Origin of the sequence: Methylosinus sp. PW1, from assembly GCF_000745215.1 — a bacterium.
Lineage (GTDB): Bacteria > Pseudomonadota > Alphaproteobacteria > Rhizobiales > Beijerinckiaceae > Methylosinus.
On the sequence record NZ_JQNK01000002.1, the window covers coordinates 218,758 to 242,764 of the forward strand.

The window sequence follows — 24,007 nt, forward strand, 5'->3', positions numbered from 1 at the left end:
GCTCGCTCCCTGAATTTGCGCATAGCGCAATTCTATTCGGCCCCTCGCGCGTTGAGGACCGTTCACAACGCCACGAAATCCCTGATGTTGTCCTTGTCCATATCGGCTCCGAGACCTTGCTTGACGATCTGCCCGCGCGACATGACCATGTAATGGTCCGCTAGCTCGCGGCCGAAGTCATAATATTGCTCGACGAGCAGAATGGCGAGATCGCCGCGCTTGCTCAAGCCCTTTATCACCTCGCCGATGAGCTTGATGATGGAGGGCTGAATTCCCTCGGTCGGCTCGTCGAGAATGATGAGCTTGGGATCGGAGACGAGCGCGCGGGCGATGGCGAGCTGCTGCTGCTGCCCGCCCGAGAGATCGCCGCCGCGCCGCCGCAGCATCTCCTTCAGCACCGGAAACATCTCATAGATTTCGCTCGGCACTCTGGCGGCTTTGCGCGCGGGCTTCACCGCCATGCCCATCAGCAGATTTTCCTCCACTGTGAGACGGGAGAAAATCTCGCGGCCTTGCGGAACATAGGCGACGCCGCGCGCGGCGCGCCGATCGGGCGAGAGCTTGGAGATATCCTCGCCATTGAATCTCACGGCGCCGCCGCGGATCGGCGTGACGCCCATTATGCTGCGCAGCAGCGTCGTCTTGCCGACGCCATTGCGTCCGAGCAGCACGGTGCAGGCGCCTTTGGGCGCGGTGAAGGAGACATCGCGCAGAATATGGCTGCTGCCGTAATATTGATGCAGGCCGCTGACTTCGAGCATGTTCCTAGCGCCCCAGATAGACTTCGATGACGCGCTCATCGCTCTGCACCTCGCTGAGCGGGCCTTCGGCGAGCACGGCGCCTTCGTGCAGCACCGTCACCTTGCGCGCTATGGCGCCGACGAACTCCATATCGTGCTCCACCACCATGATCGAATGCTTTCCCGCGAGCGTCAGCAGCAGCTCGGCCGTGCGCTTCGTCTCGTGATCGGTCATGCCGGCGACCGGCTCGTCGAGCAGCAGCAGCAGCGGGCGCTGCGCGAGCAGCATGCCGATCTCCAGCCATTGCTTCTGCCCATGCGAGAGCAGGCCGGCGCGCTCCTTGGCCTTGTCGGCGAGCTCGACCGTCTCCAGCAATTCGCCGATGCGGTCGATCTGCTCGCTGGTGAGACGCCGGAACAGCGAGGCGCGCACGCTCTTGTCCGCTTTTATCGCGAGCTCGAGATTTTCGAACACGGTCAAATGCTCGAACACCGTCGGCTTCTGGAACTTGCGGCCGATGCCGGCGGCGGCGATCTGCGGCTCGTTCATTTTGGTCAGATCGAGCGTGCGGCCGAAATAGACGGTTCCCACATCCGGCCGCGTCTTGCCGGTGATGACGTCCATCATCGTCGTCTTGCCGGCGCCATTGGGGCCGATGATGCAGCGCAGCTCGCCCGTGTCGATCGACAGAGAGAGTCCGCGCAGCGCGCGATAGCCGTCGAAAGTGACCTGCACATCGTCGAGATAGAGCGCGACGCCGCTGGAGATATCGGGCTCGCCGATCATCGCGCGCGCTCCTTGCGGAAGGAGGCCAGCGTGTCGAGGAGGCCGATGACGCCCTTGGGCAGCAGCAGAGTGACGAGCACAAAGAGGAGCCCTAAGAAGAACAGCCAATATTCGGGAATGGCGGCGGTGAAGAAGCTCTTCGCGCCATTGACGATAAAGGCGCCGATGAGCGGGCCGATCAGTGTGCCGCGCCCGCCGACCGCCGCCCATATGGCGATCTCGATCGAGGCGGCCGGCGACATTTCGCTCGGATTAATGATGCCGACCTGCGGCACATAGAGCGCGCCAGCCAGTCCGCAGATCGCGGCCGAGAAGGTCCAGATCGCGAGCTTGTAGGAGAGCGTGTCATAGCCGCAGAACATCACGCGGCTCTCGGCGTCGCGGATGGCCGTGAGCACGCGGCCGAATTTGCTGGAGACGAGAAATCGCGAGACGAGGATGAGCGCGAGAAGAAAGGCCCCGGTCAGCGTGAAGAGGATCATGCGCGTCGTCGGCGTCGCCAGCGGATAATCCAATATGCGCTTGAAATCGGTGAAGCCGTTATTGCCGCCGAAGCCGGTCTCGTTGCGGAAGAACAGCAGCATCATCGCATAGGTGAGCGCCTGGGTGATGATGGAGAAATAGACGCCCTTGATGCGCGAGCGAAAGGCGAAATAGCCGAAGACGAAGGCGAGCGTCGCCGGCGCGAGAATGGCGAGCGCGGCGGAATAGGCGAAATGATCGGTGAAGCTCCAGAACCAGGGATAGGCCTTCCAATCGAGAAAGACCATGAAGTCGGGCAGATCGGAATGATAGCTGCCGTCCTGGCCGATCTGGCGCATCAGATACATGCCGAAGGCGTAGCCGCCGAGCGCGAAGAATATGCCATGGCCGAGGCTGAGGATTCCGGCGTAGCCCCAGACGAGATCCATGGCCAGCGCCAGCATGGCGTAGCAGAAGAGCTTGCCGATGAGCGCGACCGAGGCGTCGGAGAGATGGAGGAAGGAGCCCTCCGGCGCGACGAGATTGGCGAGCGGCGCGGCGACGAAGATCGCGAGCGCGGCGGCTGCGAAGCCGAGCCATCCGCTGAGGCCGAAGAGCCGCGTGGCGAGCGATGGGGCAGGGGGGATGTAGAGCATGCTTTTAACTCAATCGGCCTGCCGGCCGCCGAGCGCGAACAGGCCCTGCGGACGTTTTTGTATGAAGACGACGATGAAGATCAGCAGAGCGATCTCCGCGAGCACGGCGCCCGCCATATTCTCGAGAATCTTGCCGGCGACGCCCAATCCGAGCGCGGCGTAGACGGCGCCCGCGAGCTGGCCGACGCCGCCGAGCACCACCACCATGAAGCTGTCGACGATATAATGCTGTCCGAGATCGGGCCCGACATTGCCGACCTGCGATAGCGCGACGCCCGCGAGGCCCGCGAGGCCGGAGCCGAGCGCGAAGGCCATTGTGTCGATGCGCGCGGAATCGACGCCGACGCAGCGCGCCATGCCGCGATTCTGCGTGACGGCGCGCACGAAGAGGCCGAGGCGCGTGCGCGCCAGCAGGAAGGAGACCAGCAGCAGCACGCCGACCGAGAAGATCAGTATGACGATGCGATTATAGGGAAGCTCGAGATTGTCGGTGACGAAGACGCGGCCGGACATCCAGGCGGGGTTTTCGACCTGCACATTCTGCGCGCCGAACAGGCTGCGCACCGCCTGCATCAATATGAGGCTGACGCCCCAGGTGGCGAGCAATGTCTCCAGCGCGCGGCCATAGAGAAAGCGGACCACCGTGCGCTCTATGGCGACGCCGACGAGAGCGGCGACGAGGAAGGCGACCGGCGCAGCGGCGGCGAGATACCATTGGAAATAATCGGGCAGATGCGCGCGGAAGAGATTTTGCACGACATAGGTCGCATAGGCGCCGATCATCATCATCTCGCCATGCGCCATGTTGATGACGCCCATCAACCCGTAAGTGATGGCGAGGCCGAGCGCGGCGAGCAGCAATATGCTGCCGAGGCTGAGGCCGGAAAAGACGACGCCGAGATTCTCGCCGATGGCGAGGCTCGATTCGACATTGCGCAGCGAGCGCGTCAGCGCGACGCGCACCTCGCCATCTTCCTCGGTGGCGAGGCGCGTCTTCAGCGCCTCGCGCGTGCGGCCGGATATTGTGGTGCGCAGCGCCTGCGCGGCGGAGAGGCGCTGCGTGCGATCGGCGCTCTGCAGCTCGCCGAGCGCGCGCATCTGGCGCAGCGCGTCGCGCACGCTGGCGTCGCGCTCCTTCTGCTCGGCTATCGCCAGCAAGGCGACGCGGCTCTCGTCGAGCTCGGCGCTCTGCAGCCGCTTCACCGCCTCGAGGCGGGCGGCGCGATCGGGCGAGGCGAGCTCGATCAGCGCGATCGTCTCCTCTATTGCGAGACGCAGGCTATTGCTGGTCGAGGCGTCCTCCGCGTCGGTGGGAAGCTCGGCGGGCGTGCGCTCCAGCGCGTCCACGGCCTTGTCGCCATCGACGATGAACGCCTTGTCGCCGGCGAGCTTCACGCGGTCGGCGAGGAGATCGCGCAGAAAAGGGATGGCGGAGAGATCGCCGCGCGCGGCGGCGGCGTCGAGCGCTTTATGCTGCTCGTCGGGATCGCCGCCGGTCAGCTGGGCGATGGTCTCGTGGTCGAGCGCCATGGCCGGCGCCACGGACATCGCCAGCAGCAGGCCGACGATCAGTCTGAGCATACGCAAGTTCAACGCTCCCTTTCAAAGCCGCATCGGGCGGCCCGATCGCCGGGCCGCCCTTTGTTCGTCAATGCGTGTCCGGCTCGTCCTTCTTCTTGTCATTGCCGGGAATGAATGGGCTCCAGGGCTGCGCGCGCACCGGGCCTTGCGTCTTCCACACGACATTGAACTGGCCGTCCGCCTTCACTTCGCCGATGAACACCGGCTTGTGGAGATGGTGGTTCTTCGCATCCATCTCGGCGGTGAAGCCCGACGGAGCCTCGAGCTTCTGACCGCCGACGGCGGCGATCACTTTGTCGACGTCGGTGGTCTTGGCCTTCTCGACCGCCTGCTTCCAGAGATTGACGCCGATGTAGGTGGCCTCCATCGGATCATTGGTCAGCGGCTTGTCGGCGTTTGCGACGCCATGCGCTTTGGCGTAGGCGGCCCATTTCTTCTTGAACTCCGTATTGGCGGGGTTCTTCAGCGACATGAAATAATTCCACGCCGCCAGATGGCCGACGAGCGGCTTGGCGTCGACGCCGCGCAGCTCCTCCTCGCCGACCGAGAAGGCGACGACCGGAACTTCCGTCGCCTTGAGCCCGGCGTTGCCCAGCTCCTTGTAGAAGGGCACGTTGGAGTCGCCATTGATCGTGGAGACCACCGCCGTCTTGCCGCCGGAGGCGAATTTCTTGATGTTGGCGACGATCGTCTGATAATCGCTGTGCCCGAAGGGCGTGTATTCCTCCATTATGTCCGCGTCGGCGACGCCCTTGGAATGGAGGAAGGCGCGCAGGATCTTATTGGTCGTGCGCGGATAGACGTAATCGGTGCCGAGCAGCACGAAGCGCTTGGCGCCGCCGCCCGCCTTGCTCATCAGATATTCGACCGCGGGAATGGCCTGCTGGTTCGGCGCGGCGCCCGTGTAGAAGACGTTCTTCTCGAGCTCCTCACCCTCATATTGCACCGGATAAAAGAGGAGACCGTTCAGCTCCTTGAACACCGGCAGCACGGATTTGCGCGACACCGACGTCCAGCAGCCGAAGACGACGGCGACCTTGTCGGCAGCGAGCAGCTGGCGCGCCTTTTCGGCGAAGAGCGGCCAGTTGGAGGCCGGATCGACGACGACGGGCTCGAGCTTGCGGCCGAGCACGCCGCCCTTGGCGTTGATCTCCTCGATCGCCATCAGCGCCGTGTCCTTCAGCACGGTTTCGCTGATGGCCATGGTGCCGGAGAGAGAATGCAGAATGCCGACCTTGATCGGCCCCTTGTCGTCCACGCGCTTGTCCTCCGCGCGCGACGGAACGAGCGCGGTCGACGCGAGCAACGCGCCTGCGGCGAGCATGCCGAGGCTCTTCACCATAACTCTACGTTTCATTCGTCTCTCTCCCAGGTCGGATAGGTCGCGCCGCGCTCAGAACTGGATCTGAACGCCGAGGATGAACTTGTCGATGTCCTTGCGCGCGGTGAATTGGTTGATCGCGTAATTTGCCGTGATGCGCAGATTATGTCCGTCGATCACATAGGAGACGCCCATGTCGTATTGGCGCTCCCATGTCGCGGCGAGCGTGTCGCGGAAGGATTGATAGCGGAAGTAAGGCTGGAAGCGGCCCCATCCGATCACGTGAGGAATGAGATAGCCGGCGCCGAGCATATAGGCTTCGCCGGGCCGTATGCCGCCGACGAGATCGGTCGAGCGGGCGTTGTTGAAATTGGTGGCGACGTCGTTCACGCCATGAGTGTAGTAGCGGTAATAGGCGCCCTCGAAGGTCACGGCGCCGAATTCGCCGAGCTTTTTCTCGAAGAGAACGTCGACGTTCCAGGCGGTGAAGTCGGCGCGCTGCAGCTGATTGCCGACGCCGTCCTGCTGATATTGCGCCGCGACGCCGATCGCCAGCACATCTGCGCCGCCGAAATAGGTGCTGCTGGTGTAATAGGCGGGATCGGGATCGGGATCGAGCAGATTGAGATTGAGGCGGCCGGCGAACAGCGGATTGCCGGATTGGTTCGACGCGCCGATGATTTGATTGTGGCCGTCATAGACGCCGAAAGAATAGGTGAGGCGCTTCTCGAACAGCTTGCCCCAGATTGTGCCGCCGTCCATGCGTCCCGAGACCTTGCCCGGATAGCGGGAGACGACGCCTGGATAAGACCAGCCGAGCAGATAATAGGGACCGTCGAGATTGGCGCGGTCGCTCGGCGGCAGCATGCGGCCGCCCCAGACGTTGATCTCGTCCAGCGGCTCGAACTGGCCATAGCCGTCGAGCACTTGGATCGTGCTGTTGCTGGAGACTTCCGTGTTGAAGGTGGCCTTCAGATATTGATTGAAGGAGGCCGAGGAGAAGATGCGGAAGCTTTCGAGGTCGACTCGGTCCGGATTGGTCCCGGGCGTGTGATTGCGCGTGACGTCGCTGAAGAAGGGGCGAAGACCAAAGCCGACGCTGACCCATTGATCGTCGCCGAACGGAACCACCACACGGGCCTGCGCCGCCTGATCCCCAATCAGGCAGCAGACCGCCAAGGCGAGCGCCGGCGCGGCCTTGGCCGCGAGCTTGGACCGACGGCGCGCTGTCCTTCGCGCCGCAAGTGCTTCGTGGGTTTGGTTCATCTGTCCCCCTCGTGTCGTCCCCCCGGCGATTCGCGCCGGTTTCGTCACGTCAAGGACTAGTCGTGCGAGCCCCTAGGTAGGAATACGCTGAAATGCGTATTGCTCCGTTCGCGCCTTTTCGTCGAATAGGGCATGAGAGCCGGCAGAGGATTCGCCGGCGCGGGGGAGTGAGGCGAATGCGCAAGACGACGGCATTGGATATTTTCGGATTGACCGCGGGAGCGCTCGCGCTCGTCGTCGCGGTCGGACAGGCGAACGCTTCGTCGCAGCGCCATAAGGCGCCGCCGGCCGCGTCGGTCGCCGCGCCGCGCTACGCCGTCGACATGTGGTGGAACATCGGCGGCGATATGGGCGGCCTGAAGAAAGCCACAGACGCCTGCGTGAAGAAGCTCGGCGAGGCCGAGCGGCCCACGCTGGTGTCGCCGCCGCCTTCGACGACGATCCTGACCAAGCCCATGCTAGACTGTCTCGAGGCGGAGGGCTGGCGGCCGGCGGGCGAGCCTCGGCCTGTCTGACGCGGGCGACGCCCCAACGTAAAGAGAGCATGCGCGAGCAGCAGCGAATTTTCCCGGTCCGCCGGACCTATAACAAGTTCGTCGCGGACCAGACGCTCGAGGATTATTCGCTGCGCTACACGGCGGAAGCGGCGCGCCGCTTCACGCCTTGGCGCGTCGCCAACACAGCGCTCGGAGCGATCTCCTTTCTCGCCTGCGAGGCGCTGGGCGGCGGCGTGACGCTGATGTTCGGCTTCACCAACGCAATGGCGGCGATCCTCGCCGTCGGCGCGCTGATCTTTCTCGCCAGCCTGCCGATCGGCCATTACGCGGCCAAATATGGCGTCGACATGGATCTGCTGACGCGCGGCGCCGGCTTCGGCTATATCGGCTCCACCGTCACCTCGCTGATCTACGCCTGCTTCACCTTCATTCTCTTCGCCATAGAGGCGACGATCATGGCCGACGCGCTGCAAATGTGCCTCGGCGTTCCGCTCGGTCTCGCTTACGCTATTTCCTCGCTCGCGATATTGCCCATTGCAGCGCTGGGCATTCGCTTCATCAGCCGCTATCAGCTATGGACGCAGCCGATATGGCTCGTGCTGCAGACCGCGCCGCTCGTCTATTTCATCGCCGTCGGCGGGCCGGCCGTCTCGTCCTGGATGGCCTTTCCCGGCGCCTCCGGCGCGCTGGACGGCTCCTTCGATTTGAAGCTCTTCGGGCTTTCCGCCTCGATCCTGCTGTCGCTGCTGCCGCAGATCGGCGAGCAGGTCGATTATCTGCGCTTTTTGCCGACGACGGCGCGCATCGGCCACCGTAGCTGGCGTTTCGCGCTCTTCGCGGCCGGGCCGGGCTGGATATTGCTCGGCGTCGCCAAGCTCGCCGCGGGCTCGTTTCTCGCCTATCAGGCCTTGTCGCTCGGCGTTCCGGCCGAGCGGGCGGCGCAGCCGAGCGAGATCTATTATCTCGCCTTCTCGAGCCTCGTTCATCCGCCAGGCCTCGCATTGGCGCTCACCGGGATTTTCGTCGTCATCTGCCAGACGAAGATAAATGTCACCAACGCCTATGCCGGCTCCATCGCCTGGTCCAATTTCTTCTCCCGCATCACCCACAATCATCCGGGCCGCGTGGTCTGGCTGGTGTTCAACGTCACTCTGGCGCTGCTGCTGATGGAGTTCGGCGTCAGCCATGTCATCGACAGCATTCTGGCCTTCTATTCCAATTTCGCCGTCGCCTGGATCGGCGCGCTGACCGCCGATCTCGTCGTCGACAAGCCGCTGGGGCTGAGCCCGCCGCAGATCGAGTTTCGCCGCGCCTATCTCTATGACGTCAATCCGGTCGGCTGCGGCGCCATGCTGGGCTCGCTCATCGTCTCGACGGCGGCGCTCTATGGCCTGCTCGGTGAGACGCTGCAACCGCTGTCGGCGCTCATCGGCTTCGTCGTCGCCTTCTCGCTCGCGCCGCTCATCGCCTACGCCACCGGCGGGCGCTATTATATCGCGCGCCCGCAGAGCGTCTTCCGCGAGCCCATGCGCTGCATGATCTGCGAGAATGAGTTCGAGCCGCATGACATGGCGTCCTGCCCGGCCTATGGCGCGGCGATCTGCTCGCTGTGCTGCTCGCTGGACATGCGCTGCAAGGACGCTTGCAAGCCGCAGGCGCGGCTCGCCTCGCAGGCGCGCGCGCTCTTCTCCGCTCTTTTGCCGAGATTCTCGCAGCCCTTCTTCTCGACGCGCGCCGGCCGATTTCTCGTTGTGCTCGGTCTGCTCGCAGTGACGAGCGCGGCGATCCTCGGCGCGATCTATTTCCAATATGCGGCCGTTGTCGGCCCAGCGGCGCGACCGATCATTCGCACGACGCTGGAGATCGTCTTCGTCGGCCTCTTGCTCGTCATGGGCGTCGCCGCCTGGACATTGGTGCTCGCGCAGGAGAGCCGCCGCGTGGCGGAAGAGGAGACGCGCCGCCAGACGGAGATTTTGCAGGACGAAATCGCCGCGCACGAGCGCACAGACGCCGAGCTGCAGCGCGCCAAGGAGGCGGCGGAGGCCGCCAATATCGCCAAGACGCGCTTCATAGCGGGGCTCAATCACGAGATACGCACGCCGCTCAACGCCATCAACGGCTATGCGCAATTGCTGGAGCGCGACGCCGCCGATCGCCCGCAGGACGCGGTGCGCGTCATCCGCCGCAGCACGGAGCACATCACCAATCTCATCGACGGATTGCTCGACGTCGCCAAGATCGAGACCGGCTCGCTCGATGTGGCGCGCGACATCTTCCGCATCGACGAGACGCTGGATCAGCTCGTCGACATGTTTCGCCTGCAGGCGGCGGCCAAGGGCGTCGCCTTTCGCTTTGAGCGCAGCCCCGATCTGCCGCGCTATGTGCGCACCGACAGGAAGCGCCTGCGGCAGATCCTCATCAATCTCGTCTCCAATGCGGTGAAATTCACCGAGCGCGGCCATGCGGGGCTGAAGGTCTCCTATCGCAACGACATTGCGGAATTCATCGTCGAGGACACGGGCATCGGCATAATGCCGGAGGATATGCAGCGCATTTTCGCGCCTTTCGAGCGCGGCCGCATGGCGGCGGTCTCGGCCATTCCCGGCACGGGCCTCGGCCTCACCATCACCAAGCTGCTGACGCAGATCATCGGCGGCGAGATGCGCGTCGAGAGCGAAGTCGGGCGCGGCAGCCGCTTTGTCGTGCGTCTTTATCTCACCGCCGCGACGTCGCCGGAGGAGGGGCAGCAGCCGCCACAGATTCGCGGCTATGCCGGGGCGCGCAAGACCATACTCGTCGCCGACGACACGGCGACGCATATTGATGTGATGCGCCAATCGCTCGGCGGGCTCGGCTTCGAGGTGCTGACGGCGTCCGACGGCGCAGAATGTGTCGCGCTCGCCCTCGCGCGCAATCCAGATCTCGTCATGCTCGATATCGCAATGCCCGGCATGGACGGCTGGGAGGCGGCGCGGCGATTGCGAGACGCGCTCGGGCCGGAGACGCCGATCATGATGGTCTCCGCCAACGCCCATGAGCTGATGGAGCGGCGCGGCCCCGATTCGCCACATGATGATTTTCTGGTGAAGCCCATCGAATTCTCCGAAATGCTGGACCGCATCGGCAATCTGCTCGGGCTCGACTGGTTCTATGTGACGGCGCGCTCGATCGCCCGCGAGGAGCCTTTCGCGCCCGCCGCGCTCGCTTTGCCGCGCGAGAGCGTCGAGAAGCTGCTGCGTCTCTGCCGCGTCGGCCATAGCCGCGGCATAGAGACCGCTCTGGGCGAGATCGAGGCCGCTGCGCCGGAGCGCGCCGCGGCGATCGCGCAATTGCGCGCCATGGCGCAGAATTTCGAATTCGAGGAGCTGGCGCAGACGCTGGAGGCCGCATTGACGCAGGAGGCCGAGCATGTCGGCTGATCTGCGCCAGCGCGATACGGCCCTTGTCGTCGATGACAATCGCGACGAGCTGAGCCTCCTCGTCGAGGCGCTGGAGCGCGCCGATTTCACCGCTCTCGCCGCCACCAATGGCGAGGCGGCGCTGGCTCTGCTGGAGCGCGTGACTCCCAATGTCGTCGTGCTGGACGCGGTGATGTCCGGCCTCGACGGCTTCGCCGCCTGCCGGCGCATAAAGCAGAATCCGCGCTTCGCGCATCTGCCGGTGATCTTCCTCACCGGGCTCAAGGACACGAGCCATGTGCTCATGGGGCTCGAGGCCGGCGGCGTCGATTATGTGGTGAAGCCTGTCATCATCGAGGAGCTCGTCGCCCGCATTCGCATTCACGTCTCCAACGCCAAGGCCGCCTTCGGCGCGCGCGTGGCGCTGGACGCAACGGGCCGCCATCTGCTGGCGACGGACCGCGACGGCCGGCTGCTCTGGTGCACGCCCCAGGCGGCTGATCTTCTCGCCGCGCGTCTCGGCCCCTTCGAGATTTTGCGCTCGCAGCCGCCGGAGGCGTTTTCGGCTCTGCTGCGGGAGGCGGCGGCGCGTCGCGAACATGACGCGCCCGCCGTTGCCGGGGAGGCGGTCACCGTCTCCTTTCTCTGCGAGATCGGCGGCGACGAGCTGCTGTTTCGCCTGACCGAGCCGCAGAGCGTCAGCGACGAGGCGCTTCTGGCGCAAAAATTCGCGCTGACATTGCGCGAGGCGGAGGTGCTGAGCTGGCTCGCGCGCGGCAAGTCGAATCACGACATAGCCGAGATTCTCTGCATCTCGCCCCGCACGGTGCATAAGCATTTGGAGCGCATTTTCGTGAAGCTCGGCGTCGACAGCCGCTCCTCCGCGACGTCCGTGGCGCTGCAGACGCTGAAGGCGCTGGCGGTGGATTGAGGGGCGGAGCCGGAGCGGAAGCTCTTGTCTTTCCGCGCGATCGAAGCTTGGATGCGCGCGCCGGCCGATGGAATGCGCGGCGTAATGGAGCCCTCATGAGCGGTGAGCTTTCGGATTTGTCCTCTCGTCTCGTCGCCCTGGAGACGGCGCTCGCGCATCAGGACAAGACCGTCGCCGAGCTGAACGACGTCATCGCCTCGCAATGGCGACGGATCGACACGCTGGAGCGGCAGATCGCTCGCCTGCGCGAGGAGTTCCAGACGCTCGGCCACCGCGACGCGCCGGAGCGACCGCCGCCGCATTATTGAGGCGTCGGTGTTTATCTAATTGAATTTATTGTATTTTTGGTGCCCCTGGCCGGAGTCGAACCAGCACTCCTTGCGGAACTCGATTTTGAGTCGAGCGCGTCTACCAATTCCGCCACAGGGGCGCGGGCCGGCGGGGCCGGCGTCGCGGCGCGGATATTAGCCGGGCCGAAGCCTCCGTCAAGGCGCGCTTCCGCGTTTCGCACGGCCGATGCGCCGCCAGCCTCGCCTCCGGCGCCGCGAGGTGGTAAGCGAGGGGCGCTTCGCCCTTAGAACCGGTTGGAAAATGATCAAAAAGCTCTACGACTGGACCATGTCGCTCGCCGGCAGCCGGCATGCGCCTTTCGCGCTCGGCGCCATAGCTTTTGCGGAAAGCTCCTTTTTCCCCATCCCGCCGGATGTGATTCTCCTGCCCATGTCGCTGGCCGAGCCCAAGCGCTCCTGGCTCTATGCCGCCATCTGCACCGTGGCCTCTGTGGCTGGCGGCGCGCTCGGCTACGCCATAGGCGCGCTGTTCTACGACACGATCGGCCTCTGGCTCATCGATCTCTATGGCTATGCCGCCAAAATGGAGGCGCTGCGGGCGTTCTACGCCCATTGGGGCGCGCTCTTCATTCTGGTGAAGGGGCTGACGCCGATTCCCTTCAAGCTCGTCACCATCGTGTCCGGGCTGATGGATTATAATTTCGGCCTGTTTCTCGCGCTTTCGCTGGTGACGCGCGGCGCGCGCTTCTTCATCCTCGCGGCGGCGATCAATCATTTCGGCGATTTTCTGCGCGACAAGCTCGAGGCGCATTTCGGCCTATTCATCGGCGTGATGGCGGCGATCGTCGTCGTCGGCTTCATCGTCGCGGCGAAATTCCTGTGATCGCGGCGCTGCTCTCGACCCGCCAGCGCGCGGCGCTGGCCATTCTCGGCGTCGCCGTCGCCACCATCGGCGGCGCCTGGATCATCGAGGCGATGGGCTTCGCCCCTTGCGAGCTGTGCCTGAAGCAGCGCATTCCCTATTACGCCGGCATTCCGCTCGCCGCCTTTGCGGCCATAGCGCTGCAGCGGGGCGGGGAGGGCGCCGCGCGCGTCGCTCTGGCGCTGCTCGGGCTTTTGTTCGCGGCGGGAACGGCGCTGGCGCTCTATCATTCCGGCGTCGAGCTGAAGCTCTTTCCCGGCCCCTCCGAATGCACGGGCGCGCTGAGCAAGGCCGGCTCCTTCGACGATTTTCGCTCCTCGCTCGACAAGATGAAAGTGGTGAGCTGCGATCGTCCGGCGCTGCGCATATTCACGCTCACGCTCAGCAATTGGAATGTGCTGATCTCCGCCGCTCTCGCCGCCATCGCCTTTCGCGCCGCGCGCGGCGACCGCTGAAATTCTCCGAGCGGCCTTGTCGCAGGGCCGGCTCGCGCCATCCTCTGCCCGATAGAGATGTGTCCATTCTCAATCGGCGGCGCGACCCGCTCGCGAGAAATCGGAGAATTCCATGCGAGTCTTCCAGCAATACGACATGCAGACGCAAGGCGTTCAGACCAGCCCGGACGGCTCGCCCAACACGCGGGCGCTCGGCCGGCATCTCATCCTGCTGGAGAATCGCTTCAATGAATTGGCGAATGACGTCAATCTGATGCAGGACAAGCTGACGAAGATTCTCATCACGCTCGACAAGCTCGCCAATAAGGGCGCGCCGACAAATGGCCACGTCACCAGCGCGGAGGCGCTGCGCCGGCTCTTGGGCTGACAGGCGCCGCGAACATCGGGCCGCAGCTAGCTTTCGGCGCGTGTGCGCCTAACGACTCCGCAGGCGGCGAAGAAAGCGTTCAGACGCTCCGCTTCGCCTTCGAAATCGCCATGGGCGATGGCGACGACTTCGCCGGATCGGCGGTCCACGTCGACCGTTTGTCGGCATTTGTGCGTGTGCCAGCGCTCGCCTTTGCGTATGCGATCCGTATAGATAACCGCGACGGACGTGTCGGAGACGTCGGCTCGATCGATCTCCGATTCGTAGACGACTTCATCGAATGTCGCATGCGCCCAAGCCGAGGCGGCGCGATAGGAGTCGATGATCGCGATGCGTCCCGTCACGACGTCGCCGCCGGTGTCGTAGACGCAATCCTCACTCAGAAAACAACTCGCCGCATCGAAATCATCGCGGTCGAGAGCCTTCGCCAGTCCTTCGACGATCGGGACGATGTCTCGCATAGATATCTTTCCGGCGATGTCGTTCTTCGGGAGCGAGCGCGCTCTATTCCACCGCGAGCCGCGCCCTCGCTCGCAGCTTCTCGGTCTCGCTCTTCAGCTGACCGCAGGCCGCGAGAATGTCGCGGCCGCGCGGCGTGCGCACGGGGCTCGCATAGCCGGCGTTGAACACAATGTCGGAGAAGCGCTCGATCGTCTCCCAATCGGAGCATTCATAGGGCGCGCCCGGCCAGGGGTTGAAGGGGATCAGATTGATCTTGGCCGGAATACCCTTCAGCAGCCGCACCAATTCGCGCGCTTCCGCCGGGCTGTCGTTGACGCCCTTCAGCATCACATATTCGAAGGTGATGCGGCGCGCATTGGAGGCGCCGGGATAGTCGCGGCAGGCGTCGAGCAATTCTCGGATCGGATATTTCTTGTTGAGCGGCACCAGCTCATTGCGCAACGGATCGCGCACGGCGTGCAGCGAGATCGCCAGCATAGGCCCGCATTCGGCGCCGAGCTTCTCGATCTGCGGCACGACGCCGGATGTCGAGACGGTGATGCGCCGCTTCGACAGCGACAGTCCGTCGCCGTCGGACATGATCTCGATCGCATTCTCGACCTGCTCGAGATTATAGAGCGGCTCGCCCATGCCCATGAAGACGATGTTGGAGACAGCGCGCACATCCGGCCCCGAGGGCACGAGCCCGTCGGTCGGCGGCTCGAGGCCCGGAAAATCGCCGAGCCGCGAGCGCGCGACGAGAAGCTGCGCAACAATCTCGCGCGTCGTCAGATTGCGCACCAGCTTTTGCGTGCCGGTGTGGCAAAAGCTGCAATTGAGCGTGCAGCCCACCTGGCTGGAGACGCATAAGGTGCCGCGGTCGCTCTCGGGAATATAGACGCATTCGATCTCTGCGCCCTTGTCGTTCGCGTCGACTGGGTCCAGCCGCAGCAGCCATTTGCGCGTGCCGTCTGTGGAGACCTGCTCGGCGGCGATCTCCGGCAGCGCGAGCGTGAAGCGCTCGGCGAGCTTGCCGCGCACGACTTTCGAGATATTGAGCATCTCGGAAAACTCGCGCGCGCCGCGGAAATAGATCCAATGCCAGAGCTGCGAGACCCGCATTCTGATCTCGCGCTCCGGTATCTCTATGGCGCGCAGCGCATCGGCCAGCTCGGCGCGCGTGGCGCCGGCGAGCGATGGCCTGGGATCGGAAGCGGAAGCGGCGGTCATCTCGGTCCTCTTTCTCGGGAAGAAATCAGTATAACATGCGCGCCGGCCGACTCCATGGGGCGGAGAGGGGAACGAAGCGGATATGGGAGACGGGCGGAAAATCGTCATAGCGACCTTCGGCTCGCTCGGCGACCTCAATCCCTATGTGGCGCTCGCGCACGCGCTGAAGCGCCTCGGCTTTCGCCCGGTGATCGCCGCCAGCCTCTTCTATCGTGAGTGGATCGAGAGCGAGGGGCTCGGCTTCGCCGCCGTGCGGCCCGACGTCGACGAGCTCGCCCAGAGGCTGGGCATGGACATGGCCGGGCTCGCCGAGCGCGTCGCGCGCGAGGACGGCTTCATGTTCCGCGAGCTGATCTTTCCTTATCTGCGCGAGAGCTATGAGGATGTCGCCGCGGCCAGCGAGGGCGCGGCGGCGATCGTCGCCCATAGCATCTGCTTTTCAGCCAAGCTCGCAGCCGAGCGGCTCGGCGTTCCGCTCTTCGACGGCGTGGTCTCGCCGCTCTTTCTGCTCTCCGCCTATGATCCGCCGCTCGGCCCGCGCTCGCGCTTTCTGGCGCAGCCGCGCTCGCGTCTGGCGCTCGCCTGTAATGAGGCGCTCGGCTTCGCCTTGATGCATTTTCTGGCCTGGCAAGGCCGGCCCATCGCACGGCTGCGGCGCGCGCTCGGCCTGCCGCATCGGCGTGGACGCGCGCTCTTGACCGGCGGTCCCTATGCGCGGGCGACGCTCGGCCTGCTCAGCCCGCTGCTGGCGCCGCCGCAACCCGATCATCCGGCCGATCTCTTTCTCGCCGGCCAAACATTCCACGATCGCTTCACCGATGCGGCGGAGGATTTGCCGGCGGGGCTGGCGGAGTTTCTCGCCGCGGGCGAACCGCCGATCGTCGTGACGCTGGGCAGTTTCGTCGTCCGCGCCCGCTCGGACTTCTACCGCGCCGCCGGCCGCGCGGCGTCGAGCCTCGGGCGCCGAGCGGTGCTGCTGGTCGCCGATGAGGAGCGCGAGGCGCTGGCCGAGGGGCTGCCGCCGCAGCTTTTCGTCGCCGGCCATGTCCGTCATTCGCTGATTTTCCCGCGCGCCGCGGCGATCGTGCATCACGGCGGCGCGGGAACCTGCGGACAGGCGCTACGCGCGGGAAAGCCGCAGCTCGTCGTCCCCGTTTTCGGCGATCAGCACGACAATGCCGCGCGCGTTGCACGTCTCGGCGTCGGGCGGCTGCTGCCCTATGAGCGCTGCGCCGCCGAGCGTCTGACGACAGAGCTGGGCGCGTTGCTCGCCGACGCGCGTCATGGAGAGAAAGCTCGCGAGGCGGCCGAGCGCATCGGCCGCGAGGATGGCGCCGCCGCCGCCGCGGCGAAGATCGCCGAGCTGATCGGATGCGCGGCAATTGCGGTCGAGGCTTAAGGATGACAAAGCCGATTCTTGTCGCGATCGCGATGATTTTGCTCGAATTATCCGCGGCCCAGGCCGGGGAGGGGCGCCTGTCGCTGGCCAAGGGCGAGACGCGGACGATCGAATTCGTCGAGAATCCGTCCACTGGCTATGTCTGGCGCTTCGATCGCGAGGCGAGCGAAAATCCGGCGATCGTGCGGGTCGGCGACGGCGGCTTCACGCCCGCGGGCGGCGCGCCAGATCGGCCGCTGGTGGGCGCGCCGGGTCGGCGCTCCTTCCGCATAGAGGCCGTCGCAGCTGGGAGCGCGCGCCTCGTCTTTGTCGAGGAGCGGCCTTGGGAGAAGCGCGCCGTTCAGCGGCGGACGATCGATATTCAGGCGCGCTAGCGGGTCTAACCGTCCTTCGGCTTCAGCGCATCGGCGAGCCGCATCTGCGCGGAGCCCGGCTGCAGCGGCTTCTGCTGGCTCTCATGCGGCGCCCAGCCGGAGAGCCAGACCAGCTCCATCGTCGCCCGCACGCGGCCGTCGGCGTCGGAGAAGCGCGTCGCGTAGATTTCCGCCGCGCGCAGCAGAATGGCGCGGCGCAGCGGCTTGCGGGAGCGCTGCGTCAGCACATTGGCGGCGCCCATGGCGCGCAGCTCGGCGCAGAGCGCGAACATGGAATCATAGCGCAGCGTGAAGGAATCGACGTCGGTCACCGGCAGGGCGAAGCCGGCCCGCTGCAATAGCCCACCGAGATCGCGCAAATCGACGAAAGGCGAGACGCGCGGGCTGGCGCCGCCGGAAATCTCGTCCTCCGCCTGGGCGAGCGCGGCGCGCAGCTCGATAAGACTCGCGCCGCCGGGAAAGCAGGCCAGAAACAGCCCGTCCGGCGCGAGCATGCGCCGCGCCTGGGCGAGCGCGCCGGGGAGATCGTCCACCCATTGCAGCGCAAAGCCGGAGACGATGAGATCGAAAGCCTCGGCCGCGAAGGGCAGCGCCTCCTCCTCGGCGACGACATCGACGCCCGCCTCGTAGAAACGCCCGGCCCGCAGCGGCGCCGGCCGCCCGCCGGCGACGACGGTCTGCGCGAAATGCGCCGCTGGCGTGCAGAGATCGAGCGAGCGGGGGAAGGGGCGCTTTATGCCGGCCAGCCGGTCGGCGAGATCGTCGGCCGCCCGCGCCAATAGAAAGTCCGGCGCGCCGCGCACCGCGGCCCGCGCCAGCCGGCGACGCAGCAGAGCGCGATCGAAGATCGCCGGCGCGGACTGTCCTCTCTCCATGCCCCGTCATGCCCCGAACGCGCGCCTCGCGCAACCGCCGCTCGCCGCGCCGGAAATTAGGCGGGGATTTCTCGGCATTTGTCGCGCTTTAGCGAGACAGGTAAGGAAATCTTAGTGTTAAACCGTAACCGCAACTATGGGATGGCTATCGCGGAATGTGGCCGAAGCTAGAATGCGCGACATGTTCGAATGCGACGCCGGCCATTCGGAGAAGGTGAGTCATGTGCATTTCGTTTCGTCAGCGTATTTCGAGCTTCACGGCCGCGGCGGCGCTCGCCGGCGGCCTCGCTCTGCCGGGGGCGGCGAGCGCGGCGCATAACGTCGTCTCGTATAGCGCCCCGGTTCAGGCGGGCACGGTGGTCATCAGCGCCCGCCAGCGCAGCCTGTTTCTGGTGAACGGGGACGGCACCGCCATTCGCTATCCCGTCGCCGTGCCAAAGGCCGGCAAGGAATGGTCCGGCTACGCCCATATCGACGGGAAATATGTGAATCCCGACTGGGTTCCGCCGGCTGTGGTCAAGCAGGACCATCCCGAGCTGCCCAATTTCATCCATGGCGGCTCGCCGCATAATCCGATGGGCGTCCGCGCCCTGACGCTGGACCGCAACCAGGTGGCGATCCACGGCACCACCAATAAGATGCGCGCCTCGGTCGGCACGGCCGCTTCCTACGGCTGCATCCGCATGCTGAACGAGGATGTCGTCGATCTCTATGAGCGCGTCGGCGTCGGCACCCCGGTGGTGATGACGCCCTGATCGGAATTTCGAACCCGAATTAGAGACCCGCATAGAGAATAGAGAGCGCTGTCCGATCCGATCGTAGCGGGCGGCGCTCGCCGAAGACGAAAGCGGAACAGGTCCAAGGCTGTCGCGCAGCTTCGCGCAAGGCGCGCGGGGGAGACTTGTCCCATGGTTTTTCGTTCCGCGAATGCTTCAGCTTGTGGACGTCGGCTCGCCGACTGTAGACCGGCCGGAACGAATCCACCACTGTGCGACAAATCGACGAACGCACTTGAGGTTCGCGCCCACGAAGAGTTGAGTCGGCGGCATTTCAATCGTTTCGAGTATAGTGAACGAGCAGGACGATTCGTTATCGTCGGCGGTTTCCGAGCAATGGGAACGCGAGGCTCGCAGTCAGCGTATGCGTCTCTGAAGAGAGAAGCGTCCGTCGCCCTCGTCTGGCCGACCCTCACATTAGGTTTCGCTCATGCTGATCGCACCTGACAAAGACTTCGACCGTCCCCTGCATCCTGTCGACATCGTCGAGCAATTGGCGGCCACCAACGACTGGAGCTTCGATCGTGACGCCGAAGACGAGATTTCCATCTCGGTCGCCGGCGGCTGGACGGACTATCATGTGGCCTTCACCTGGCTGGCGGAGCTCGAGACGCTCCATGTGAGCTGCGCCTTCGATCTGCGCGTGCCGGAGCGCCGCCGCACCGAGGCGCAGGCGCTGATCCGCACCATCAACGAGCAGCTCTGGGTCGGCCATTTCGACCTTTGGCCGAGCGAAGGGGTGGTCATGCACCGCCAGGGCCTGCTGCTGACCGGCGGCGCCCAGCCCTCCGGCCCGCAATGCGCCGCTCTGCTGGACCATGCGCTGGAGACCTGCGAGCGCTATTATCAGGCGTTCCAATTCGTGCTCTGGGCCGGCAAGGGCGCCAAGGAAGCGCTCGAGACCGCGACCTTCGAGACCAAGGGAGAAGCGTGATCCAAATGGCCGAAGCGGCCGAGCTGCCTCGCTCCATCACCCTGGTCGGGGCCGGAAAAATGGGTTTCGCCCTGCTGCAGGGCTGGGCGGCTCGCGGGCTTTCGGGCGCGGGCGTCTCCATTGTCGAGCCGCAGCCTTCGCAGGCGCTCGTCGCGCTCGCGCAGGAGCGGGGCTTTCGCCTCAATCCAGAAAATCGCGAGGCCCCGCGCGCTCTTCTGCTCGCCGTGAAGCCGCAGGCGCTGGATCAGGTCGCGCCGACGATCGCGGCAGAGGCCGGCGCCGATACGCTCATCGTCTCCATTCTCGCCGGCAAGCGCGTCGCCGATCTCTCCGCGCGGCTGCCGCAGGCGCGGCTTTTCGTGCGCGCAATGCCCAACACGCCGGCCGCAATCGGCCGCGGAATCACCGGCGCCTTCGCCGCGTCCGCCGTCGATGCGGAGAATCTCGCGCTGGCGGAGACGCTGCTCGCCGCCGTCGGCGAGGTGGTCTGGGTGGAGAACGAGCCGCTGGTCGACGCAGTGACCGCCGTGTCCGGCTCCGGTCCGGCCTATGTCTTCTATTTCGTCGAATGCCTCACCCGAGCGGGGATCGAGGCCGGCCTGCCGGAGGAGACGGCGGCGCGGCTGGCGCGCGCGACCGTTTCGGGAGCCGGTGAATTATTGCGACGGAGCGCGGATACGACGCCGGCGACGCTCCGGCAGAACGTCACCTCGCCCGGCGGCACGACGGCCGCCGCGCTCGAGGTTCTGATGGCGGACGACGGCCTCGCGCCGCTGCTGGAGCGCGCTGTCGCCGCGGCGAAGCGGCGGGCCGGGGAATTGTCCGGCTGAGCGGCGCGAGGCGCTTCCGATTTGGCGAAATCACCCTAAATTAGCTTGCATAAATTAACTTGGAAGCGGCTGGCTTCGAGCGATGTGAGGAGGCGGCGATGGCGACGGGCGGCAAGACCAACGAAACAGGCAATGGGAGCGGCTCGGTCCGCGACCGTATCGTCGAATCCTTGATGCGGCTGGCGGCGCGCCGCGCCTTCGAGGATATAGCGATTTCCGACATCGCCCAGGACGCCGATGTCTCGCTCGCGGATTTCCGCGACAGCTTTCCCTCCAAAGGCGCCGTGCTCGCGGCTTTCTCGCGCAAGATCGACCGGCAGGTGCTGGAGGATTTTTCCGGCCGCTACGCCTCGGAGCCCGCCAAGGAGCGGCTCTATGAGGTGCTGCTGCGCCGTCTCGAGGCGCTGGAGCCCTATCGCAATGCGCTGGAATCGGTGTCGCAATGGGCCTCGACCGATCCGCTGGCGGCGGCCGCGCTCAATCGCGAGACGGTCAATTCCATGCGCTTCATGCTGGAGGCCGCCGACATAGACAGCGAAGGCGCGCTCGGCGCGTTGAAGCTGCAGGGCCTCGCCATCGCCTGGTGGCGCGTGCTCGGGACCTGGTTCGACGATCGCGACGTCGAGCTGTGCCGCACCAAGGCCGCGCTCGACCGTGAGCTCTCGCGCAGCGAGGCGGTGATCGAGCGGATCGAGGATGTGAGCCGCTTGACCTCGCCGCTGCGCGGTCTGGCGCGGGCGGTGTTCCGCGGAATGACCGGCCGCCGTCGTCACCGCCATCATGCGCGCGACCGCGACGACGAGTTCGAGGAAGATTATGAGGAGGCGCGTCGCCGGCATCACCACGCCGAAGACCATCCTCACGCCGAGGGCCATCACCAAGGCGAAGGCCGCCGGCATCCGGACGACGCCACCGCTTGACGGCGGCGTCGTCCCGCTTTCATCAAAAGCCTATGCGCACGGCCGTCGTCACCGAATGGGCGACGGCCCCGTTGCGAGTCGCGACATCGGCGTCATAGCCGACGCGCCAGCCGATATTCGGCGCGAGATCGCCCTGCGCGCCGACGCCGACCGTGACGGAGTTGCGATCATAGGTCGGAATGAGGATCGTCTGCGTCGCCATTTGGCTGAGCACGCCGGCGAGACTGACGTTCACGCGCCTGGGATCGCGGTCGAGCATCTCATTATAGGCGACCCGCACCCAAGGATTGACGCCGAGGAAAGAGGCCGAGACCTCGCCGCCAAAGCGCAGCGTCGTCGCATAGGTCGAGTGCTCCGGATAGACGACATTGCCGCCGGCCGCGCCGCTCTCCGTATAGCCGCGAATGGTCGCATGGGTCTGCGTCACGCCGAAGAAGGGCGTGAATTGGAAGGCGTCGAGCTTCAGCTTCGCGCCGATCTCGCCGCCGAACGCAAAGGAGTCGACGCTGGTGCGGCCGACGCCGGTGAGGCCATAGGCGCCCAGGCGCCGAATGTCGGAGAAGCCGACATCCGGCGAGAAGGTCGCCGTTCCGTGCAGATAGAAGAGATCGCCGAAATAGCCGGCGTAGACGCTCGGCGAGACGGTCGGCGCAATGTCGTAATAGCCGAGCGCGCCACCGCCATATTGGCCTGCGCGCACCGTCGCCGCGACGCCCACGCGAATTTCCTTCCAGCCATAATCGACGCCGAAGGAGCCGCCATAGAGCGTGCGGTCGCCGTCGAGCCCCGGCTGCGACACAGTGGGACCGAAATCGACATTGCCGCCGAGCCAGGTCGAGAGGCCCTGCGCCGCGAAGACGCCGCTCTGCGCGCGTCGAATCGATTGCAGCTGCGCGATGACCGGCGCGGCGGCGCTGGAGGCGAGTCCGAGCGCGCCCGCGTCGATGCGGCCGAGCACCTGAGGCGCCGTGTCGCGCATGGATTTGAGGAACAGCGGATCGACGGCGGTCGGCAGAGTGAGCCGATAGACCAGGACCATATTGTCGTTGTTCTGGCCGGAGTTATAGCTCTGTCCCTGCATCACGCCATTGGTCGTGGTGAAATCATTGTCGTTGGAGACGAAGAGGTAGAAGTCGTTCGGCCGGCCCTCGACGAGCGTCGGGACGAGCGCCATGCCCTCCCATTTCTCTGACAGAGTGAGCTGCGATTGCGCCGACTGGCCGGGCGCGCCATTGTTCAGATTGAGGCCGAAGCGGGCGAGCTGCGTCGTGTTGAGCATGTTCACGAGCTCGACAGATTGCGCCGGCGTGATCGCCGGATTCAGCACGCCATTGGGCGCGACCTGGCCGCCGGCCGCCGTATCGGCGGTCGTGCCGGCGACATTGGTCGCATTGCCGATATCGACGAGATAGATGGATTTGACCATGATCGGATTGCCGCCCGCCGAGCCTTGGCCGATTCCGTCGCGCGCCAGCACCAGGAACTGCTTGTCGTTGAGCGCCACCATCTCGCTCTGCGCCGCAGTGCGGTTCGCCGCGCCGCCATCGCCGTTCAGCCTGTAGGTCGGCAGCTGGAGCACATAGGATTCGACCGGCGCCGACGGCGTCGGATTGAGCGAGATGTCATAGACGAGGATGCGCGTATTGTTGCGCGTCTGCTGTCCGGAGGCCTGATCCTGCATCGTCGCGCTCTGCAGGATCGCGAAAAGCCGGTTGCCGTCCGGGCTGACCGAGACCGCCTCGAGGCCTTGATTGTTGCGGCGTCCCGTCTGCGGCGCATTGAGCGAGTTGAAGTCGATCGCGCCATTGGTCCGCGGCAGCAGCGCCGACGGAACTCCGACCGAGCCGACGAGATTGCCCTTGGCGTCGAAATAAAAGATCGATGGGCCGTATTCGTCGCTGACGTAGAAGCTGCGGTCGGTCTTGAAGGCCAGCCCCTCGGCGTCGAGCGATAGCTTGCCGGCGCCGATCGAGCCGGCGGAAGGGCTCGGCGTGAGGCGACCGAAGAGATTGACGGCTCCCGTCCCAGAATCGGCGCCGGTGAATGTCTTGCCCTGATTGTCGCGCAGCAGAACGCCGCCGTCGGGCGTTATCTGCACCTGATTCTGCGAGCTGGTCGAGGCGGGGAGATTCGCGCCCGAATAGGGCGAGAAGGCGATATTGAAGCGCAGCAGCCGACCCGCATAGTCGGAGAAGACGCCATTGGCCGGATCGTTCAATCCGCGGTCGGGCAGGGCGAGCATGGTCGCGACGAAAGTCGAGCCGCTGCGCCGCCAGGAATAAGGGTCGATGGCGAGGCTCGAGAAGGAGCCGAGCGTGTCGCCGAGGAAGTCGATCGTCCCCGCCGGAAGACGTCCGGTTCCGGCGAGGCCTTGATTGGTGAAGGTCACGCCGCCGAGGCTGATGGAGGAGGGGCCGTCATTGGCGACGACATTGGGCGTGCGATAGGTCTGCGCCATTGCGGCGCCGTGAAGCGCGAGCGTCGAGATGGACGCTAGCAACCAGTTACGAAAAGGCATTTTATCCCCCGGCTTTAGCTTGGCCGGAGGTCTATGG

Annotated in this window: 23 protein-coding genes and 1 tRNA gene; 13 read left to right on the top strand and 11 right to left on the bottom strand. The window is 65.3% G+C overall.

Features of this window, described 5'->3' with window-relative positions:
* Nucleotides 1–62: 62 nt before the first annotated feature.
* The 6 genes from urtE to K369_RS01530 all read right to left on the bottom strand — a co-directional run bounded on the left by urtE (nt 63) and on the right by K369_RS01530 (nt 6,813).
* Nucleotides 63–761: an urea ABC transporter ATP-binding subunit UrtE gene (gene urtE, locus K369_RS01505; protein WP_036286719.1), complete on the bottom strand. Its 699-nt coding sequence runs from the start codon at nt 759–761 to the stop codon at nt 63–65.
* Between the two features lie 4 nt (nt 762–765).
* Nucleotides 766–1,527, bottom strand: coding sequence for an urea ABC transporter ATP-binding protein UrtD (gene urtD, locus K369_RS01510; protein ID WP_036286721.1), 762 nt, complete (start codon nt 1,525–1,527; stop codon nt 766–768).
* Nucleotides 1,524–2,645, bottom strand: a complete 1,122-nt coding sequence (gene urtC / locus K369_RS01515; RefSeq protein WP_036286724.1) for an urea ABC transporter permease subunit UrtC — start codon at nt 2,643–2,645, stop codon at nt 1,524–1,526. The genes urtD and urtC overlap by 4 nt, the downstream gene beginning before the upstream one ends.
* Nucleotides 2,646–2,654: 9 nt before the next feature.
* On the bottom strand, nt 2,655–4,226 hold the full coding sequence (gene urtB, locus K369_RS01520; protein ID WP_036286727.1) for an urea ABC transporter permease subunit UrtB: 1,572 nt from the start codon (nt 4,224–4,226) through the stop codon (nt 2,655–2,657).
* Nucleotides 4,227–4,293: 67 nt separating this feature from the next.
* On the bottom strand, nt 4,294–5,583 hold the full coding sequence (urtA, locus tag K369_RS01525) for an urea ABC transporter substrate-binding protein (RefSeq protein ID WP_036286731.1): 1,290 nt from the start codon (nt 5,581–5,583) through the stop codon (nt 4,294–4,296).
* Between the two features lie 36 nt (nt 5,584–5,619).
* Nucleotides 5,620–6,813, bottom strand: a complete 1,194-nt coding sequence (locus tag K369_RS01530; protein WP_051948706.1) for a hypothetical protein — start codon at nt 6,811–6,813, stop codon at nt 5,620–5,622.
* Nucleotides 6,814–6,989: 176 nt separating this feature from the next.
* On the opposite strand from K369_RS01530, the gene K369_RS01535 reads away from it, so the two are divergent.
* From K369_RS01535 to K369_RS01550, 4 genes are all read left to right on the top strand, one after another.
* Entirely contained in the window at nt 6,990–7,328 is a 339-nt protein-coding gene (locus tag K369_RS01535; protein ID WP_036286733.1) for a hypothetical protein, read from the top strand.
* 29 nt (nt 7,329–7,357) lie between these two features.
* Nucleotides 7,358–10,729 (top strand): ATP-binding protein, encoded by a 3,372-nt coding sequence (locus K369_RS01540; RefSeq protein WP_036286735.1) that lies wholly within the window; start codon nt 7,358–7,360, stop codon nt 10,727–10,729.
* On the top strand, nt 10,719–11,639 hold the full coding sequence (locus K369_RS01545; protein ID WP_036286737.1) for a DNA-binding response regulator: 921 nt from the start codon (nt 10,719–10,721) through the stop codon (nt 11,637–11,639). The genes K369_RS01540 and K369_RS01545 overlap by 11 nt, the downstream gene beginning before the upstream one ends.
* Nucleotides 11,640–11,734: 95 nt before the next feature.
* The gene (locus K369_RS01550) at nt 11,735–11,947 is read left to right on the top strand and encodes a SlyX family protein (protein WP_036286739.1); all 213 of its coding nucleotides are present in this window, start codon (nt 11,735–11,737) and stop codon (nt 11,945–11,947) included.
* A gap of 37 nt (nt 11,948–11,984) precedes the next feature.
* Here the strand turns inward: K369_RS01550 and K369_RS01555 are convergent.
* Nucleotides 11,985–12,069 (bottom strand) — tRNA-Leu (locus tag K369_RS01555).
* 161 nt (nt 12,070–12,230) lie between these two features.
* On the opposite strand from K369_RS01555, the gene K369_RS01560 reads away from it, so the two are divergent.
* The 3 genes from K369_RS01560 (at nt 12,231) to K369_RS01570 (ending at nt 13,673) form a co-directional block, all read left to right on the top strand.
* The gene (locus tag K369_RS01560) at nt 12,231–12,812 is read left to right on the top strand and encodes a YqaA family protein (protein WP_198032991.1); all 582 of its coding nucleotides are present in this window, start codon (nt 12,231–12,233) and stop codon (nt 12,810–12,812) included.
* Nucleotides 12,809–13,306: a disulfide bond formation protein B gene (locus tag K369_RS01565; protein WP_036286742.1), complete on the top strand. Its 498-nt coding sequence runs from the start codon at nt 12,809–12,811 to the stop codon at nt 13,304–13,306. Before K369_RS01560 ends, K369_RS01565 begins: the two co-directional genes overlap by 4 nt.
* A gap of 112 nt (nt 13,307–13,418) precedes the next feature.
* Nucleotides 13,419–13,673, top strand: a complete 255-nt coding sequence (locus K369_RS01570; protein ID WP_036286744.1) for a hypothetical protein — start codon at nt 13,419–13,421, stop codon at nt 13,671–13,673.
* 26 nt (nt 13,674–13,699) lie between these two features.
* Here the strand turns inward: K369_RS01570 and K369_RS01575 are convergent, their stop codons facing one another.
* A complete protein-coding gene (locus K369_RS01575; protein ID WP_036286746.1) occupies nt 13,700–14,134 on the bottom strand; it encodes a hypothetical protein in 435 nt (144 codons plus the stop codon).
* A gap of 43 nt (nt 14,135–14,177) precedes the next feature.
* Nucleotides 14,178–15,452, bottom strand: a complete 1,275-nt coding sequence (rlmN, locus tag K369_RS01580) for a 23S rRNA (adenine(2503)-C(2))-methyltransferase RlmN (protein ID WP_371033279.1) — start codon at nt 15,450–15,452, stop codon at nt 14,178–14,180.
* On the opposite strand from rlmN, the gene K369_RS01585 reads away from it, so the two are divergent.
* Nucleotides 15,427–16,743 carry a glycosyltransferase gene (locus K369_RS01585; RefSeq protein WP_051948709.1) on the top strand — a complete coding sequence of 439 codons (1,317 nt, stop codon included), beginning with the start codon at nt 15,427–15,429 and terminating at the stop codon, nt 16,741–16,743. The genes rlmN and K369_RS01585 overlap by 26 nt on opposite strands.
* Nucleotides 16,744–16,745: 2 nt before the next feature.
* The gene (locus K369_RS01590; protein ID WP_051948711.1) at nt 16,746–17,117 is read left to right on the top strand and encodes a protease inhibitor I42 family protein; all 372 of its coding nucleotides are present in this window, start codon (nt 16,746–16,748) and stop codon (nt 17,115–17,117) included.
* Nucleotides 17,118–17,122: 5 nt separating this feature from the next.
* Here the strand turns inward: K369_RS01590 and K369_RS01595 are convergent, their stop codons facing one another.
* Entirely contained in the window at nt 17,123–17,992 is an 870-nt protein-coding gene (locus tag K369_RS01595; RefSeq protein ID WP_036286751.1) for a methyltransferase domain-containing protein, read from the bottom strand.
* Between the two features lie 221 nt (nt 17,993–18,213).
* Here K369_RS01595 and K369_RS01600 point away from each other — a divergent pair, with 221 nt between their 5' ends.
* The 4 genes from K369_RS01600 to K369_RS01615 all read left to right on the top strand — a co-directional run bounded on the left by K369_RS01600 (nt 18,214) and on the right by K369_RS01615 (nt 21,452).
* On the top strand, nt 18,214–18,747 hold the full coding sequence (locus tag K369_RS01600) for a L,D-transpeptidase (protein WP_051948714.1): 534 nt from the start codon (nt 18,214–18,216) through the stop codon (nt 18,745–18,747).
* 451 nt (nt 18,748–19,198) lie between these two features.
* A complete protein-coding gene (locus K369_RS01605) occupies nt 19,199–19,702 on the top strand; it encodes a YbjN domain-containing protein (RefSeq protein ID WP_018265800.1) in 504 nt (167 codons plus the stop codon).
* 5 nt (nt 19,703–19,707) lie between these two features.
* The gene (proC, locus tag K369_RS01610) at nt 19,708–20,532 is read left to right on the top strand and encodes a pyrroline-5-carboxylate reductase (RefSeq protein WP_036286757.1); all 825 of its coding nucleotides are present in this window, start codon (nt 19,708–19,710) and stop codon (nt 20,530–20,532) included.
* 98 nt (nt 20,533–20,630) lie between these two features.
* Nucleotides 20,631–21,452 (top strand): TetR/AcrR family transcriptional regulator, encoded by an 822-nt coding sequence (locus tag K369_RS01615; protein WP_036286760.1) that lies wholly within the window; start codon nt 20,631–20,633, stop codon nt 21,450–21,452.
* A gap of 22 nt (nt 21,453–21,474) precedes the next feature.
* Here K369_RS01615 and K369_RS25125 read toward each other — a convergent pair whose 3' ends face one another.
* Entirely contained in the window at nt 21,475–23,970 is a 2,496-nt protein-coding gene (locus K369_RS25125; RefSeq protein WP_198032992.1) for an esterase-like activity of phytase family protein, read from the bottom strand.
* Nucleotides 23,971–24,007 lie beyond the last annotated feature (37 nt).

Coding starts and splice junctions, on each gene's coding strand:
- K369_RS01590 (WP_051948711.1), top strand. CDS start 16,746: ATGACAAAGCCGATTCTTGTCGCGATCGCGATGATTTTGCTCGAATTA.
- K369_RS01600 (WP_051948714.1), top strand. CDS start 18,214: ATGTGCATTTCGTTTCGTCAGCGTATTTCGAGCTTCACGGCCGCGGCG.
- K369_RS25125 (WP_198032992.1), bottom strand. CDS start 23,970: ATGCCTTTTCGTAACTGGTTGCTAGCGTCCATCTCGACGCTCGCGCTT.
- K369_RS01530 (WP_051948706.1), bottom strand. CDS start 6,813: ATGAACCAAACCCACGAAGCACTTGCGGCGCGAAGGACAGCGCGCCGT.
- urtE (WP_036286719.1), bottom strand. CDS start 761: ATGCTCGAAGTCAGCGGCCTGCATCAATATTACGGCAGCAGCCATATT.
- K369_RS01585 (WP_051948709.1), top strand. CDS start 15,427: ATGGGAGACGGGCGGAAAATCGTCATAGCGACCTTCGGCTCGCTCGGC.
- K369_RS01595 (WP_036286751.1), bottom strand. CDS start 17,992: ATGGAGAGAGGACAGTCCGCGCCGGCGATCTTCGATCGCGCTCTGCTG.
- K369_RS01550 (WP_036286739.1), top strand. CDS start 11,735: ATGAGCGGTGAGCTTTCGGATTTGTCCTCTCGTCTCGTCGCCCTGGAG.
- K369_RS01615 (WP_036286760.1), top strand. CDS start 20,631: ATGGCGACGGGCGGCAAGACCAACGAAACAGGCAATGGGAGCGGCTCG.
- K369_RS01535 (WP_036286733.1), top strand. CDS start 6,990: ATGCGCAAGACGACGGCATTGGATATTTTCGGATTGACCGCGGGAGCG.
- K369_RS01605 (WP_018265800.1), top strand. CDS start 19,199: ATGCTGATCGCACCTGACAAAGACTTCGACCGTCCCCTGCATCCTGTC.
- urtD (WP_036286721.1), bottom strand. CDS start 1,527: ATGATCGGCGAGCCCGATATCTCCAGCGGCGTCGCGCTCTATCTCGAC.
- urtC (WP_036286724.1), bottom strand. CDS start 2,645: ATGCTCTACATCCCCCCTGCCCCATCGCTCGCCACGCGGCTCTTCGGC.
- K369_RS01570 (WP_036286744.1), top strand. CDS start 13,419: ATGCGAGTCTTCCAGCAATACGACATGCAGACGCAAGGCGTTCAGACC.
- K369_RS01560 (WP_198032991.1), top strand. CDS start 12,231: ATGATCAAAAAGCTCTACGACTGGACCATGTCGCTCGCCGGCAGCCGG.
- proC (WP_036286757.1), top strand. CDS start 19,708: ATGGCCGAAGCGGCCGAGCTGCCTCGCTCCATCACCCTGGTCGGGGCC.
- rlmN (WP_371033279.1), bottom strand. CDS start 15,452: ATGACGATTTTCCGCCCGTCTCCCATATCCGCTTCGTTCCCCTCTCCG.
- K369_RS01545 (WP_036286737.1), top strand. CDS start 10,719: ATGTCGGCTGATCTGCGCCAGCGCGATACGGCCCTTGTCGTCGATGAC.
- K369_RS01540 (WP_036286735.1), top strand. CDS start 7,358: ATGCGCGAGCAGCAGCGAATTTTCCCGGTCCGCCGGACCTATAACAAG.
- K369_RS01575 (WP_036286746.1), bottom strand. CDS start 14,134: ATGCGAGACATCGTCCCGATCGTCGAAGGACTGGCGAAGGCTCTCGAC.
- urtA (WP_036286731.1), bottom strand. CDS start 5,583: ATGAAACGTAGAGTTATGGTGAAGAGCCTCGGCATGCTCGCCGCAGGC.
- urtB (WP_036286727.1), bottom strand. CDS start 4,226: ATGCTCAGACTGATCGTCGGCCTGCTGCTGGCGATGTCCGTGGCGCCG.